The organism is Sediminibacterium sp. FW305-C-49 (assembly GCF_058231085.1).
In genome coordinates, this window is the sequence record NZ_JBIQXS010000001.1 from 542,631 (window position 1) to 558,746 (window position 16,116).

Consider the following 16,116-nt stretch of genomic DNA (forward strand, 5'->3'; position numbering starts at 1 on the left):
AGGATTTATCTTTTCCTCAGAACAATAGGAGTCTCATTATTTCTGGCAAGGATATAAGCTTTTTGGTTATTGATAGTGATAGGTTTTGCATTTCTTACCTGACCCGTGATGGTAGGTATGGCTGATTCAACGATCTTCATCCCCTTCCCTTTTTCATAAGACAACAGGTTACCAAAGTCTGCATCCTGTCTGCCTATTTCCACATTATTGGCATAAAAATTACCCATTGCGAGCCATTGTGGTTGTTTGCTATTTTCTATACGCACAATTGATCTTAATTGACTGAACTGTGTCTCATATGGCAATGCTGTTGCCGTAAATTTCATGGCACCATCATTGGTTAAGAGTAAATGATCAAAACAGTTGACTTCTAACTGATAGGCTTTTTCAAATTTTTGTGGTGCAAATAACTGTTTCAAATCGGCTTTGGCAAAATCGGCTGCATACAGGTATTTTTTTCTCAGTAATGGAATTGATTTTTCCAACTGGAGTTTGCTTGCCAATGGCATTTCTGTACCATTTACATAATAGGTAAGTATTTGTTCTACCCTTCCATTATCATCAAAATCATTCATATACATTCTTACCGGGTATTTTTCAGAAGCTTTCACACGGCTGTTGTTTCCGAAATTACCTGCTACTATATCAATATCACCATCTCCATCCATATCATCTGCATAAACAGATTGCCACCAGCCTTTTTTGTTTGTGATGGTTTGTTGTACAAACTGCTTCCCTTGTTTTACAAAAGCTTCTATACCACCCCAGAGATAGGAAACCAACAAATCGGTTTGTCCATCTTTATTCAGGTCAACCCATTGTGCATCGGTAATCAATCCACCTGGTTGTATTAACGCTTTTGCAAAAGCCGCTGTTGCATCGGTAAAATTTCCATAGCCATCATTCAATAAGAGATAAGAGCGTGCCGGCATTCCATAAGCATATGTGACAGATCGGCCGGCAAAAAACAAGTCCACGTATCCGTCACCATCAATATCGTTGGCAATTATTTTGCTTTGCGTATTCATTCCACGCGGAAAAGCAACTTCTTTTTTTCTAAGATTACCTCTCCCATCATTCAGGTACAAGAGTGGCTGAAGGTGCTCATCTTCCCCATAATACTCATTACCGCCACTGGCAATAACCAGATCAAGGGCTTTGTCATTGTTTACGTCTACCCATAGAGCATCTACATTTTCCCACATGGAATCGCGCGCAAGAGCTGGTTGTAGTGATTTGCTGAATGTGCCATTCTTGTTTTGAAGATATACCGCATTCGTGTATCCTTTTGAAGCTCCCACAAATACATCTTCCAGTCCATCATGATTGATATCCGCTACTGCCAATGCAGGGCCTTCGGTTGAGATCATATGAGGTATCAGTGGTTCTCTGTCAAACTCGTTAAACAGGTTTTCCTGGTGACGATAGCTAATACCAGTTGATGCTGTAATGTCTTCCAGCACTGTTTGCGCTTTATCATTTGTCGTAGCTAGTCTTTCAAAATTAAACGTGGGCAGACCCGGCTGGTAACTGATCTGTGTAGTGGTTCCTCTTGTTAATTGAACAGACTGGTAAGTTCTGTCGGGCCATATCAGTAAAGCTGAATCTATCTTAATATTTTTCAATCCTGCATGAATGGGTAATAACATGCTGGACTGAAATCCGTGTACAGGGAAATGGTCATAACTCTGTACCTGTTGATTACTATACAGCAAAAGTTTGGCACCTAATGCATTTTTATTGCTGTTACTACCCGTAAGTTTTACCTGTACAAAATCTTTTGATACGGTGTCAGTAATGGTTTTGTTTTCGTAGAGCAGTACCGGATCATTGATATTATTCACCACCAGGTCAAGGTCACCATCATTGTCCAGATCAGCATACACAGAACCATTGGAAAAACTGGGCAGGTTGTTTGCAATGCTGTCTGTGAGGTTATCGAAAGAGAGATCGCCTTTGTTCCTGTAAAACTGGTTGGGTATTTTAATTTCCGGGAATTTATTGATCAGTGCTATGTCTTTATCCTGGATGGCATTGTTTTTTAGTTTTTCCTGCAATTCGCTTCCCGAAACAAAATTGATGTAATCAAGGTCATTCATTCGTTTGGGAATGCCGTTAGACACAAACAGATCTTTCCATCCATCATTATCAAAATCCATCCACAGTGAAGCCCAGCTCCAGTCGGTGGCGTGAATACCTGCATACTGACCTATTTCACTGAAATGTCCATTCTTACGATTGTACTGCAAATTGTTTCTTGCGTATTGATGCGTGTACCCATACTGTAGTTTCTGCTGGAAAATATTGTAATCATCTTCAGCCATAGAACGTTTCAGCATATACGGTTCATAAGGCAGCATATCCATCGAAATAATTTCAGGATATGCGTCATTATTAATATCTGCCACATCCACACCCATGCTAAACTGACTTGTATGCATTAATTGCTGAGCACCCTGTTCGGCAAATCTGCCATTCTGCTGGTTGATGTAGAGATAATCATTCTCATGAAAATCGTTTCCCACATAAATATCCGGCCATCCATCAAGATTGATATCGGCTACTGCTACGCCTAATCCATATCCTATTTTACTGCCGTTGATACCTGCTTCTTTTGTGATGTTCGTGAACCATGTTTCCGGTTTACCATCTTTACCTGTTCGCTGGTCGTTTCTGTATAAACGCTGACCAGCCAGTGAATCATAGGTATTGATGAAGTTTTCTCTTGGTGCATAATTACCATCATGGTTGACCGAATGATTTAAGAGAAACATATCGAGATCACCATCAGCATCATAATCAAGAAAAGCAGCCTGTGTACTGAAACCTGAGAAATCTAATCCATATGCTGCTGCCTGGTCTTCGTAAACAGGTATTTTATCAGGACCAATACCCTTACAAACCAGCAACTGATTTTTTCCTTTCAATGTTTTGTATTGTCCTACCCGGCATACATAAATATCCAGTAATCCATCGTTATTGATATCTACCACCGAAACCCCTGTACTCCATGCTCCATCAGCAGGTATACGCGATTCTTTCGTTACGTCTTTAAATTTCAGATTGCCGCTGTTGATGTATAAAGTGTTGTTTTGTTGATTGGCTGCAAAAAAAAGATCAATCAGCCCATCGTTATTAAAATCCCCCGCTCCTACACCTGCTCCATTATAGTAATACATGTAAGAAAAGAGATTAAATGCCGGTGTAGGCTGTAATGTATTGCTAAAATGAAGTCCGGTTTTTTCGTGACTGAGTGGCGCAAATACAGCAGATGATTTTTTATTGGAACATCCTGCAAGCAATATCATCAACAGGCCAACGATACTATAAAGCGATTTCTGTTTCATGTGTTTCTTTCTATTGATTTGAGCCATAACCTGTCCCGTAGAACGGGATGGAATTCGACAATAAACATGGTCGTCTATATCAATTTTCCGGAGGCTCATTTCATGTAATTGATGTACCTGCAATGGTTATTTTTTTGTTCCTGGTGAGTTGATCTGGTAATACAAAGGCGTGTCATTGTTTCTGAGAAACAATAAACCTGTTTTATTTTTCTGCTTTACCTGTGCAATATCTCTTACCTGTCCTTTTACCGACAAGCCAGAACCATTCGAGGCTATTGGATTAAATTGTTTGTTCCCCTTATTCAGTAGCACCTGTCCGTAAGAGGCATCAATACTACAGAACTGTGGAAGTAAATCGAAGAAATTACCGGCCAGTACAATATCGTTTTTTCCATCCTGGTTAATATCGCTAATGACAGATGCCTGCACTGATGATAGTTGAGCTATAAAGGGCAATGGTTCGAATGTAAAATTGCCCTTCCCATCATTATAAGCAATACCGCTTGCAGCATTATTAACCATTAATACCCTTGCATCTTTTAATCCGTCGTTGAATACCTGCTGGATGGTTTTATCTGCAAAGTCGGCATGTTTAAGGTTCGATTTTTTAAGAGAGGGAATCTGGTCGGTAATATCTTTTTTAAGAAATACAGGCACTTCTTTTCCATTGAGTGTATGACTGAAGACTTTATCGATGGTACCATTCTGGTCAATATCTTTTATCCAGACTTTCACCGGGTTTTTGGCATCGGGTTTCATATAAAAATTCTGACCCAGGTTACCCAACAGGAGATCAGGATGACCATCTGCATTCAGATCACCAATGGTTACAGATTGCCACCAGCCCGATTCATTTTCCAGTCCCGTTTTGCGTTCTGTAAACTGTCCGTTGTTGAACCCATATAATTTGGGTGACATCCACTCTCCCACTATCAATAATTCTTTTTGCTGGTTGGCATCCAGATCTGTCCATGCAGCTCCGGTTATCATACCCAGTGATTGCAGAAAGGGTGCTACTTTCTCTGTTACATCGGTAAAACGAGCGTTACCATCATTGTGGAACAGAAAACTTTTGGGTGCTACACCATAATTCTGTGGTTCACTTCTGCTGCCTACAAGAATATCGATCTTCCCATCATTATCATAATCCAATGGAATGGCAACGCCTGTATTGGTATGGCTTACAGGAAAGCTACCCGATTGTAATGTGAAATTTGCTTTGCCATCATTCAGGTAAAGCTGGTGCTGGTATTTATCGGATGAAGCTGGCGCAAAATTACCGCCTCCTCCAACAAACAGATCCATATCTCCATCCTGGTCTGCATCAAAAAAGAATGCAGCCGTTACATCATTAAAAGTAAAGGTCGAGAAATCTGCAACCGGCTTTTTTGAAAACCCGTTAGCTGTTTGCAAATACAATTGTGATGGTTGTCCAACAGCTCCTCCGATAAAAATATCATCCAGTCCATCTGCATTTATATCTGCCACAGCAGTTTTAGGACCCTGTTTTGACAGCATGAAAGGGATATTTCTTTCCTGGTAAAAATCTACATGCTCATCTTCTTTATGTGAATCGAATGGAAGGTTTATTGCTGTAAGTAGTGTAGACTGTTGTAATTCATGCTGAAACAGATTCACACGGGTTTTACTGTTATCATATTTAATGGTCAGTAACTGGTTAACAGATGGCTTAACAATGGTTGTTACTGTTTTATTGGGCCATAATACCTGTACTGAATCTGCTGCAAAAGCGCCCAGTCCGATTGTTTGTTTATACTCTATAGATGACTGAAACCCTTTGCTTGGTATGAGTTCTCTTGTGATGATCTGGTCGGCTGCGAAAATTTTAATTGTACTTCCAACTGCAAACGGATTCTGATGTGCGTACTGTAATTGTACAGCCAGGTAATTGGAAGCAGCATCATCTCTGCTGTTATTTCTGTAGACCAGCGCTTCCTGGTTTACATTGTTGATGATGAGATCGAGATCTCCATCATTATCCAGATCGGCATAAGATGCTCCATTTGAAAAAGTAGGTTCATCAAGACCCCATTCTTTACCCGCATCACTAAAGCGGAGGTTACCCTGGTTTTTAAATGCTTTATTGGGAATGGGAACCGATGGCATTTTATCAATGATATTGTTTACCTCTTCTTTTTTCCCTTTTAAGATCATCTGGTTCACTACATCATTGGCAAAAAAGTCGATAAAATCCTGGTCTGTTACATCACGGTATATGCCATTGCAGACGATGATATCAGATAGGCCATCGTTATTGGCATCAAACATTAAAGCACCCCAGCTCCAGTCGCTGGCAGCAACACCACTGTAAAAACCAGTTTCCAGGAACTTGCCATCTCCATTGTTTACCTGCAATGCATTTTGTGTAAACTGGTTGTAGAAATCCTGGTTCTGTTTTAATTTATACGTGTCATATCCTTCAAAAGATGTGTTGGTTTTTAACCGATAATCATCCCCTGGCAACATATCTGTTGTAAAAATATCCGGCTTCCCGTCGTTATTGATATCCTGCAGATCGGCTCCCATTGAAGAGAAACTGATATGCTGTGTACGATCTTCAATTTCGTCTTTAAATGTGCCGTTACGCTGGTTGATATAGAGATAATCTTTCTCAAAAAAATCGTTCGATACATATACATCCGGATAGCCATCAAGATTGATGTCACCCACTGTTACACCCAATCCAAAACTGATGATACTACCATAGATTCCCGCTTCTTTTGTTACATCTGTATATTTTCCATGATCGTTTCGGTATAAATGGTCTCCACCTCCTTTGAGAAACTCCGCATAAGGTGCTTCTGCATCCGGCACACTCCGCATATTGGCATAATTGAGTGTATTTACAGGAATGGGACTGTTATTCACCAGAAAACAATCGAGATCACCATCCAGGTCATAATCAAAGAATGATGCATGAGTGGTGTAACCGTCATTATCCAATCCATACTCCTGTGCTTTTTCTGTGAACGTGAGGTTTTTGTTATTGATATAGAGTTTGTTTTTTCGCAGTGCTTTGTTCATCATATTGCCTGCATTACAAACATAGATATCGAGCCAGCCATCGGCATTCACATCCACAAAAACCACCCCAGTACTCCATTCATTATTAAATGTAATACCTGCTTTACTGGTGATATCTTCAAACTTCAAATTGCCTTTATTCAGGTATAATTTATTACTGCTCTGGTTGGCTGTAAAGAAAATTTCGGGCAGGCCATCGTTGTTCAGGTCACCTGTAGCCACACCACCACCGTTATAAAAATTTCTGTACCTGAACACGTTAAATGATTCAGATTCGGTGAGTGTATTCTTAAAACTAATATTGGAGTCGGTAATACGGGAAAACAAAGTTTTCTCCCCGGAATTTTTGCAGGCCACTATGGAGCATATACAAGCCATCAGCAGCCATTTTTTGTTCAGCATCGTCATACGCTAAAATAATGTAAAATGACAGGATTAAACTGAATAAACACATCAGAAATAGCGCTTTGACAACAGCTTTATTTTTAAGTAAATTTTCCCTGTCTTAATAAACGACTCCCGTTCTCCTCTTCTCCCTGTAAAAAACCCACAACGATTTTTAGTTTACTCATTCCGAAACAGTTATAACAGGGAGAACGGGAGTTATGTGTGGATGACCTACTGTTTAAACAAAAGCTTTTCATCCATTTCTGTATAAAAGAAAAGCCGATCAGATTTTCTCTGACCGGCTTTTACAACTATTCTCGCACATCTATTAATAACCGAAATTCTGTTTCAGGTTAGGGTTAGAAGCCAATGCTGTAGTTGGAATTGGATATACCACTTTATAAGCATCAGATGCGTTTGGTCTTTCTTCAACAGGTGAGTTGAAGACGCCAAAACGAATCATATCTGTTCTTCTGTGACCTTCGAGGTAGAGTTCACGACCTCTTTCAGCCAATAATGATGTAAGTGTAACAGAAGTTGCAGGAGTAGCATTTCTTGCCAGACGAATACTGTTTACGATGGTTAATGGTGTTTCACCATTGGCACCAGTTGTACCGCCTCTTAATAATGCTTCAGCTTTCATCAGACGTACATCTGAAAAACGTAAGAACGGAAATTCATTACCGCTACCCCATGCACCATCATTAATGGTTGTAGGATCAAGTGGGAATTTATTTACGCGGATACCACTTGCTTCTCCATTGAAGAAGATAGAAGCATTACGTGTAAAGATCAATGGATTACCACTTCTGTCGTACAGGTTACCGATCGGATCTCCGATGGCACCTGGCTCTTTGGGGTTATTGGCTTTAACCGGACCACGTGCCTGACCTACCAGGAAACCGGCATTTGAACCTACCAGGTTGGTGTAACCAGCCAATGGTGTTGATTTACGAACGTCAACATCCTCGAAGCTATCGTAGAACTGTGACAGTGTTACGAAACCATTCCAGCTTGATGGACGTTGGTTGTAGTGCCAGCTCTGACAAGTTTGCCATACGAGGTTTGCACCATTACCGGCTCTTGCATCTCCACCCGGTTTACGAACGAAGATGTTTTCAGACGATACGGTACCATTATCCCATTTAAAGTTATCCCAGTAATTAGGATCGAGACTCAGGTTTACGTTTGCAGCTACCAGGTTACAATACTCAATCACTTTATTCATATCAGCAGCAGCAAATGTATAAGGGCCTGCTGGTGATGTAGGTGCCTGCTTGTAAACTGCTTTATTCAGGTATGCTTTTGCGAGCAATGCATAAGCTGCTTCTTTGGTAGCCTGACCCCTGTTATTTCTATCGTAAGCAGGTAAGCCTGGTACAGCCGCTTCCAGTTCAGTGATGATGGCATCAATGGCTGCAGATCTTGTCATAACATCCGGAACCACATTCGCAGCAGCAGTTGCTGGTCTTGTTTGAACCTGTCCATAAATATCACAGGTCAGGAAACGGAAGTATGCACGGAGAAACTGTCCTTCTGCTTTTGTTAAGCCGGTTGCTGTTTCAGCAATCAATGTTGTCTGGAACAATGCACCGTTCAAACCATTCCAGGTATCGTTGATCTGGTTATGGTCTGGTCCCCAGGTATGGAGATGCAGACGACGCCATGTACCAAAGTCATCCCAGTCGGTACCACGTGTTGGGCCCATGATCTCATCGGTAGAATGTTCCTGTAAACCGAACCAGTTACCCTGACCACCGGTCAATTGGTTTAATTGTTCGTACACCGCAGCAATTGATGGCGGAGTAGGTGCTCCACTGCTCGCATTAGGAGCAATTGAATTGGGTGCTTCCAGCTTCGGATCAAGCTTGGAGCATGATATGCTAAGTACAGTTACAGCGGTAAGCACCGGTATAAACTTACTTTTAATTATATTTTTCATTTCGGCAGTTTTTATTGATTAAAATCCAACATTTACACCTACAGTAATTACCCTTGGTCTTGGATATTGCGTATAATCAAATCCACGAGAAGGGATACCATTGATGCTCTTATCAACGTTCACCTCAGGATCGATTCCAGAGTAACCTGAAATCAATGCCAGGTTCTGACCAGATGCATATACAGACAATGATTTGAAGAGACTTGTTTTCTTCAGGTTGAATGCATAACTCAGGTTTACGTTAGCAAGGCGGATAAAGTCACCTTTCTCCAGGAAACGTGTTGATACAGATCCTGGGTTGAATGGATTCTCAGGTCCGTTACCAACAGAAGAAATAACATTACGGGCATTGCGCAAGCTACCTTTCAGGAACAGGGCATTGGCTGTATTGTTATATACTTTGAAACCAGTGATTGCGTTCATGAACACACTCAGGTTCCATCTGCCATAAGAGAAGTTGTTGGTTAAACCTGCAAAAAACTTAGGTAAGGCAGAACCAACCAATTGGTTAGACGCACCGTTTCCGTAACGGGCATTACCATTACCATCAAAGCCATTGAAAACTGGCATTGACCATGTAAAGATTGGAGATCCATTGGTCAGGGTTTGTGCAAATGCACCTGTCAGACCCTGTCCGCTTACCGCACCAGTGTTGATCGGTGTAGGCAGACCTTCAATATTATTACTTACGGTTGTCATGTTGTAGTTGATATCCCAGCTAAATTTCTTACCCTGGATAGCACGATAGTTAACACTTGCTTCCCATCCTTTGTTGATTACTTTGCCATCTAAATTTATCCACCAGTTGCTGGTTGGAGCAAATCCACCAGGTGTGGGAGCAAAGAACAACATGTTCTTTCTGTTATTATTATAGTAATCCAAGGTTACAGATAATCTTCTGTCTTTGGTAGTGAAATCCACACCTACACCAGTTGTGGCCACTTCTTCCCATTTCAGGTTAGGATTACCCTGCTGAATGAAGCGGGTTACCGGACCAGCGCCTACATCAAATGTCTGCTGCAGGTTCAGGGCTGCATAAGAACCTAAGTTATCCTGGCTACCCAGTTTACCGTAGTTCACTCTAAAGCTCAGATCGCTGAGGAAACCACCAAATACTTTCTGTGCCCATGACTCTTCCAGTACTCTCCATTTGAAAGCAAAGGCAGGGAATGTAGCATAGCGGTTGTTTGAACCGAATTTAGAAGAACCATCAGATCTTACGGTTACAGTCAGGAAGTATTTGTCGTTATAAGTATAGTTCAAACGACCAAAGATTGACTGCAATTCGTTTTTATCGTAGTTAGGAACAAAGTTTGCGTAGTTATTGAACGCACCATAATCTTTTACGAAAACATCTTTCGGACCTGTTACTGGTGTTTTTACACCCCAGCCAAAAGAAGCTTTGTAACGATTTTCAAAACTCTGGTATGAATAACCTGCAATGGCATTCACTGCATGCTTATTATTGAAAGTTCTGTCAAAAGTCAGGTAATGTTCAACCAACTGTGATTTGGTTTCCAGGTTTTGTTTGGTAGTACGACCATTACCCTGTATCTGGTTACCATAATCTTTACCAAATACATTGATGGTTCCACCATATGCACCTGTACCCAGACGTGGGTCAGCGAAAGAAATTCTTTCCGCTTTAGAATTATCCAGACCCAGTACTACTTTATAGTTCAGGTCTTTGGTAATCTGGTAGCTGGCAGAGAAGTTTCCGAGGAATCTTTTGATTTCATCATTATCAGTGAAATAAGCCAGCATCTGACTTGGGTTACGCTGATCACCCGGCTGATAAAATGAACCATCAGGATTATAAACAGGGTTGGTTGGGTTGAACTGCAAAGCAGCACCTAACAAACTACCCTGGTAACCTGCGTTATTAGAAAGCGGTGCATATGAATTTTCTGTTTTAGAGAACGTAACATTTGCTTCCAGCTTCAATTTATCATTTAATAATTTCTGACCGAGGTTGGCACGACCGGTTAATCTTTTCAAACCAGTATTCTTAACAATACCTTCCTGGTTGTCGTAAGAACCACTTAAACGTGCAGTAGTTCCTTTGTTGCTCATTGACCAGCTCAGGTTATGGTTGTTAGAAATAGCTGTTCTGAAGATTTCATCCTGCCAGTCGGTATTGGCACCTTTGTCGATACTTGCTACCGCTGCACCTGCTGCGATAGGGTCTGCACCACCATCAATATTGGCGCGTTTGGCGGCCAATAAGAAATCCTGTGCATTCATCAGGTCGTAACGACGTGCTGTGTTGGCAATGGTTGTTGATGCGCCGTAAGAGAATACACCACCCTTACCACCTTTACCTTGTTTGGTAGTGATGAGGATTACACCATTTGCACCTCTTGAACCATAGATAGCTGCAGCAGAGGCATCTTTCAATACCGTAATGCTTTCAATATCGGTTGGGTTCAGGAAGATAAGTGGGTTTTTCGCTGAAGTACCACCTTCAACACCACTACCATTGGTTCCGAGAGTACCACCCTGGATCAAGGGTACTCCATCAATTACATACAAAGGTTCCTGTGCACCACTGATAGAACCGGTACCCCTGATATTGATAGTGGCAGCAGCTCCGGGTTCACCGGTTGAAGGCGTAACAAGTACACCCGCTGTACGACCTTGCAATAATTGCTCAGGAGAAGCGATCTGACCTTTGTTAAAGTCTTTTTCAGTTACACGGGAAACAGAACCAGTTACATCTTTCGATTTTCTGGTACCATAACCAATTACCACCACATCAGTCAACGCATCTGCAGTTGCAGTAAGCGAGGCATTGGCAGTATTGGATGAAGAGATGTTCACATCGGCAGAGCTATATCCTGAAAAGGAAATAGTTAATGTTCTTGCTGATGATGGAACGGAAATTCTAAAAGTACCATCGGCACCGGTTTGTGTACCAGTGGTTGATCCTTTTACTAAAACAGATGCACCAGCCAATGGCGATCCGTCTTTGGAGTCGGTTACTTTACCAGTAACCGTTTTCGTTTGTGCCTGCGCGAATAGGGTAAATACGCAAGCAAGTAAACCCACAAGCGTGGGCCTGACAAGCTTCGAAAGGTTCATAAATGGCAGTTTATTGGTTATTAAGCGTGTACAAAGTACACATTTTTTTCAGAAACAAAATATTTTCTTAAAATTTTCTGCTTTTCTGGGAAAAATGATACCCGTACCCATTATAAGACCAAAATTAACGGCAAAAAGATGCTCGATTTGATAGATTTTGACGAATTTTTACTTCCCTTATAGATATAAATACCACATTATCAATAGATTAAGGATATTAAAAACATTTACGCAAAGGTTTGCGGAAATGTTTGTTGTGGAAATTTATTTACATTCAACTTTCGAAACTAACCCTGTTATGCAGAATACGACACTTAAAAAAATCTCCGAAATACTGGGAATCAGTATTTCGACCGTCTCACGAGCTTTAAAGCATCACCCCGATATTTCCTTGAAAACCAGACAAAAAGTGATTGAACTGGCCGAAACACTTGATTATGAACCCAATGCCAGCGCCGTTCAACTCAGAACAAAAAACAGTAAGCTTTTAGGGTTAATGGTACCCACCGTTTCCAATTATTTCTATGAAACATTTATTGCAGCAGTGGAAGAAGATGCCCGTAAACAGGGTTATTCGGTTATGATCTTACAATCGGGCAACGATCCCGCCATAGAATTGGAAAACCTGAAACTGTTTCGTCAAAACCGTGTATCGGGTGTTTTTGTCTGCCTGTCCTCATCCACAACAGATATGAAGGGGTTTGAACGCATGCGAGACCTCGATATTCCCGTTGTATTTTTTGATAATGTACCGGAGGAACCCAACCTGCATAAGATTTGCATGGCCGATGAAAAAAGTGCCGAACTGGCCGCAGAATTGATTTTGCAACATCCTTATCAATCCATTCTGGCCATTTTTGGTAACCCGCAATTATCGATCACAAAAAAAAGAGAAGCGGCTTTGCAAAAAGCTTTTCAGGCTCACCCGAACATTCAGTTACTGATTGAACATGCCCGTCATTCGGAAGAAGCCAGAACCATTTCTCACAAAATGCTGAACAAACACTTACCCGATATTATTTTCTGTATGAGTGATGAAGTATTGATTGGTGTTTTAAAAACCATACAGGAAAAAGGATTGCGTTATCCCGATAATATTGCTTTGCTTACCATCAGCAATGGTACCATTCCCAAACTATTTCATCCGCAGATTACCTACATTGAAACAAGCGGTGAAAAGCTGGGCCGTCTCTCTTTCGCGCATATGCTCGATTGCATCAACGGAAAAACAGAAGCCAAAGAATTGCTGGTTGATGCAGTATTGGTGCAAGGAGGCTCGCTGTAAGGGGCGCGAATGGTCAATTGTGAATGGTGAATGAAAGAATTAAGAAAATCTATTTCGTGCCATTATTGACGATTGACCATTCACCATTGACCATTCACCATTGACCATTCACTAATATTTAAACACTTTCCCTCCCACCATCACTTCCTGCCTGGCTTCATCGAAAGTGGCTTTCATACCGGTGCGTGATGCAGCGGTGGTCATCATATTCGCAATAGAATGATAATAGCCTGCTTCTACCGGCGCATTGGGTTGCTTTCGGCTTCTTATACATTCCATCCAGTTGAGCATATGTGCAGACGTAAGTACATCACCACCTGTATTGGCAGAAGCTACCACTTTAGGGGCATTGTCTGCAAGGTTGATCTCAGGTAATAAATTGGCTTGCATCTGCATAGCATCTGCATGATTTTTTCTCAGCCCACCTTTGGGAGAAATTTTATTGGTATTGAGATTCATCTCACCTCCATTCGAATAATATATTTCTGCGGGGTTCTCATCGCCATTGTGCATGCGCGATGTGAAGACCACCTGGAAACCATCTTTTTCATTCGAGCCATAATCAAAAACGGCTGTTGTGGTATCCCAGTTTCTTCTTCCATCATTCCACATATAAATACCACCATTGGCAACTACAGATCTGGGATGTTTTAAACCAGTGAACCAATGCACGGTATCGATCTGGTGCGACATCCACTGTCCGGGCATGCCAGATGAATAGGGCCAGAATAAACGATACTCCAGGTATTTGCGCGGATCCCATTGCTCAAACGGGCGATTCATTAAAAATCTTTTCCAGTCTGTATCTGCTTCTTTGAGTTGAGCTACCAATGCAGGTCTGCGCCACCTGCCGGGCTGGTTTACATTCCAGCTTAGTTCAACCATGGTAATCTTTCCGAATTTTCCTGCTTTAATGAATTCATCTGCGGCCATATAATTTACGCCGCTTCTTCTTTGAGAACCTATCTGTACAATTTTACCAGAAGTTTTAACAGCTTTCATCGCTGCCTTATTATCTTCCATGGTTTCTGCAAAAGGCTTTTCAACATATGCATCACAACCTGCCTGCACCGCTTCTATAGCATGCAATGCATGTTGAAAATCGGCAGTACTGATGATCACCGCATCCACCGATTTGGAGGCGTAGAGTTCTTCATTATTTCTGTAAGCCATGATATCATGACCCATTTTTTCTTTGATATATGCCTGCCCTTCTTCTCTTCTTATTTTCCATAAATCTGAAACCGCTACAATATCAAAATTCAATCCCTTATTATGGTGCTGGAAACAGGGTAACAAGGAAAATTTAAACCGTTCCGAATAGCCAACCACACCTACACGTACACGATCGTTGGCACCTATAATTCTTCCATAACTGGCAGCGCTCATACCCATTGATGCTGCATACACGGCTGCTGATGCTTGCAGTGATTGCTGTATAAATTTTCTTCTGTTGGTTGACATAGTTTTTTATTTAGTCCGAAAGTCAGATGATCGAAAGTCCGGAGTCATTGTTGCTTTCTTTGTGATTATGAAAATAGGGGTTGACTTATTTCAGTTCCTGGATTTTAAGACTTCTGAACCACACTTCATTTCCATGATCCTGTAACAGCAGTCTGCCTTTGGGCGACATGCCGAAATTTTGCCATTGTGCATATTTGCTTTTCGCCACCAGCGCATGGTAATACTGTGCGCCACGCTGGTATTCGAGCATCTTCCAGCCATTGAGAAAATGGGTTACATAACCATTGGGTTGTACCACAATCATACCCCTGTTCCATTCACCTATTTTTCTTCTGGCCCTGGGTTCACGAACAGAGGGAATAAGATCATATAAAGAAGCCAGTGTTCGGTTTTGTATGGAACCCATTTTAGCATCGGGATGTTTTTCATCGTCCAATACCTGGTACTCTAATCCAATGGCCGATCCCAGGTTTTTTTCACTTTCTGTTACAAAATATTTCACACCGCTGTTGGCACCTTCTGTCATTTTAAACTCAAACTGAAATACGAAAGCGCCATACTCCTGTTCTGATACAATATCGCCACCATTTACAGATTCGCCACCTGCTGCGGGCAACACACGCAGTGTTCCGTCTTTTACTTCCCATCCTTTTCCCGGAAATGATTTTTTATAGGCTCCTCTCCAACCTTTTGTACTCAGTCCATCAAATAATAACTGAACACCATGCTGTTTTTCTGCCTCAGACAAATGATTCGGAATAAAATTGGCCACAAATACTTTATCTGAGACTGTGCTTTGCAGGTTACTGGTTTTAATACGGATATTACGCCAGCGGATTTGTTTACCTGCATCCTCCTGTTTACCAATGGAGTGAACCTGTAATGCAATAAAACCTTCGGGAGTAAGGTCATCCACTATATGTGCGGTTGGAATACCATTTACAAAACTTCGAATCGAATTACCAATGCATTCAATGCGACATTTATTCCATTGGCCCGGCTTGTAGGCGGTTTTAGCTGCGGGATTATAATCGAGTGGATACAACCAATCTCTTCTGGCTTCATCGTAAATGCCACCTGTCCATGCGCGTGCCGAAGGGTCTATTTCAAACTGGTAACCATGCACTCTTCCATTCTGGTAATCAGCTTTGCTTTCGCTGCGAAACTGTATACCTGAATTCATTTCAGCATCCAGTTTAAATTCGAGTTCGAGGATAAAGTCTTTGTAGTTTTTGTTGGTCGCCAAAAAAGAATTCGGTTCACCAAAAACGGTTGTGCCGATTATTTCTCCGTTTGCAATGCTGTATTTTGCTTTGCCGTTTAACTGCTTCCAACCGCTTAAATCACGACCATTGAATAAGTTGACCCACCCATTTGTATTTTTTTGTGCATCGGTCTGAATCTGACCCAGCAAAAAAATAAACAGCATCAATTGTCTCATTCTCATTTGTTTGAGTGCAAAAGATATAAAAAAATACAGTGAAAAAAGAAGCCTCCGGTTGTTTTTGTATTGCGGCTCTTTTTTATTAAAAGCAGGTATGCCAGATTTAAAGGGTACTTTACAT

7 protein-coding genes are annotated in these 16,116 nt (G+C 41.4%); 1 reads left to right on the top strand and 6 read right to left on the bottom strand.

Annotation, left to right across the window (positions count from 1 at the left end):
• Nucleotides 1-5 precede the first annotated feature (5 nt).
• The 4 genes from ACH3Z1_RS02265 to ACH3Z1_RS02280 form a co-directional block, all read right to left on the bottom strand.
• Complete coding sequence (locus ACH3Z1_RS02265) at nucleotides 6-3,347, bottom strand: VCBS repeat-containing protein (RefSeq protein WP_490820215.1); 3,342 nt, start codon at nucleotides 3,345-3,347, stop codon at nucleotides 6-8.
• A gap of 126 nt (nucleotides 3,348-3,473) precedes the next feature.
• Complete coding sequence (locus ACH3Z1_RS02270) at nucleotides 3,474-6,770, bottom strand: VCBS repeat-containing protein (protein WP_490820216.1); 3,297 nt, start codon at nucleotides 6,768-6,770, stop codon at nucleotides 3,474-3,476.
• A 337-nt stretch (nucleotides 6,771-7,107) separates the two neighbouring features.
• Nucleotides 7,108-8,721, bottom strand: coding sequence for a RagB/SusD family nutrient uptake outer membrane protein (locus ACH3Z1_RS02275; protein WP_490820217.1), 1,614 nt, complete (start codon nucleotides 8,719-8,721; stop codon nucleotides 7,108-7,110).
• A gap of 18 nt (nucleotides 8,722-8,739) precedes the next feature.
• Nucleotides 8,740-11,802, bottom strand: coding sequence for a SusC/RagA family TonB-linked outer membrane protein (locus ACH3Z1_RS02280; RefSeq protein WP_490820218.1), 3,063 nt, complete (start codon nucleotides 11,800-11,802; stop codon nucleotides 8,740-8,742).
• Between the two features lie 298 nt (nucleotides 11,803-12,100).
• Between ACH3Z1_RS02280 and ACH3Z1_RS02285 the strand changes: the two genes are divergently transcribed.
• Entirely contained in the window at nucleotides 12,101-13,087 is a 987-nt protein-coding gene (locus ACH3Z1_RS02285) for a LacI family DNA-binding transcriptional regulator (RefSeq protein ID WP_490820219.1), read from the top strand.
• Between the two features lie 111 nt (nucleotides 13,088-13,198).
• Here ACH3Z1_RS02285 and ACH3Z1_RS02290 read toward each other — a convergent pair whose 3' ends face one another.
• Both ACH3Z1_RS02290 and ACH3Z1_RS02295 read right to left on the bottom strand, forming a co-directional pair.
• Nucleotides 13,199-14,551: a Gfo/Idh/MocA family protein gene (locus tag ACH3Z1_RS02290; RefSeq protein WP_490820220.1), complete on the bottom strand. Its 1,353-nt coding sequence runs from the start codon at nucleotides 14,549-14,551 to the stop codon at nucleotides 13,199-13,201.
• A gap of 85 nt (nucleotides 14,552-14,636) precedes the next feature.
• Nucleotides 14,637-15,992: a 3-keto-disaccharide hydrolase gene (locus tag ACH3Z1_RS02295; RefSeq protein WP_490820221.1), complete on the bottom strand. Its 1,356-nt coding sequence runs from the start codon at nucleotides 15,990-15,992 to the stop codon at nucleotides 14,637-14,639.
• Between the last annotated feature and the right edge of the window lie 124 nt (nucleotides 15,993-16,116).

What these genes read in the sequence shown, in the direction of transcription:
- ACH3Z1_RS02295 (WP_490820221.1), bottom strand. Translation starts at nt 15,992, where the DNA reads ATGAGACAATTGATGCTGTTTATTTTTTTGCTGGGTCAGATTCAGACC.
- ACH3Z1_RS02280 (WP_490820218.1), bottom strand. Translation starts at nt 11,802, where the DNA reads ATGAACCTTTCGAAGCTTGTCAGGCCCACGCTTGTGGGTTTACTTGCT.
- ACH3Z1_RS02270 (WP_490820216.1), bottom strand. Translation starts at nt 6,770, where the DNA reads ATGGCTTGTATATGCTCCATAGTGGCCTGCAAAAATTCCGGGGAGAAA.
- ACH3Z1_RS02265 (WP_490820215.1), bottom strand. Translation starts at nt 3,347, where the DNA reads ATGAAACAGAAATCGCTTTATAGTATCGTTGGCCTGTTGATGATATTG.
- ACH3Z1_RS02285 (WP_490820219.1), top strand. Translation starts at nt 12,101, where the DNA reads ATGCAGAATACGACACTTAAAAAAATCTCCGAAATACTGGGAATCAGT.
- ACH3Z1_RS02290 (WP_490820220.1), bottom strand. Translation starts at nt 14,551, where the DNA reads ATGTCAACCAACAGAAGAAAATTTATACAGCAATCACTGCAAGCATCA.
- ACH3Z1_RS02275 (WP_490820217.1), bottom strand. Translation starts at nt 8,721, where the DNA reads ATGAAAAATATAATTAAAAGTAAGTTTATACCGGTGCTTACCGCTGTA.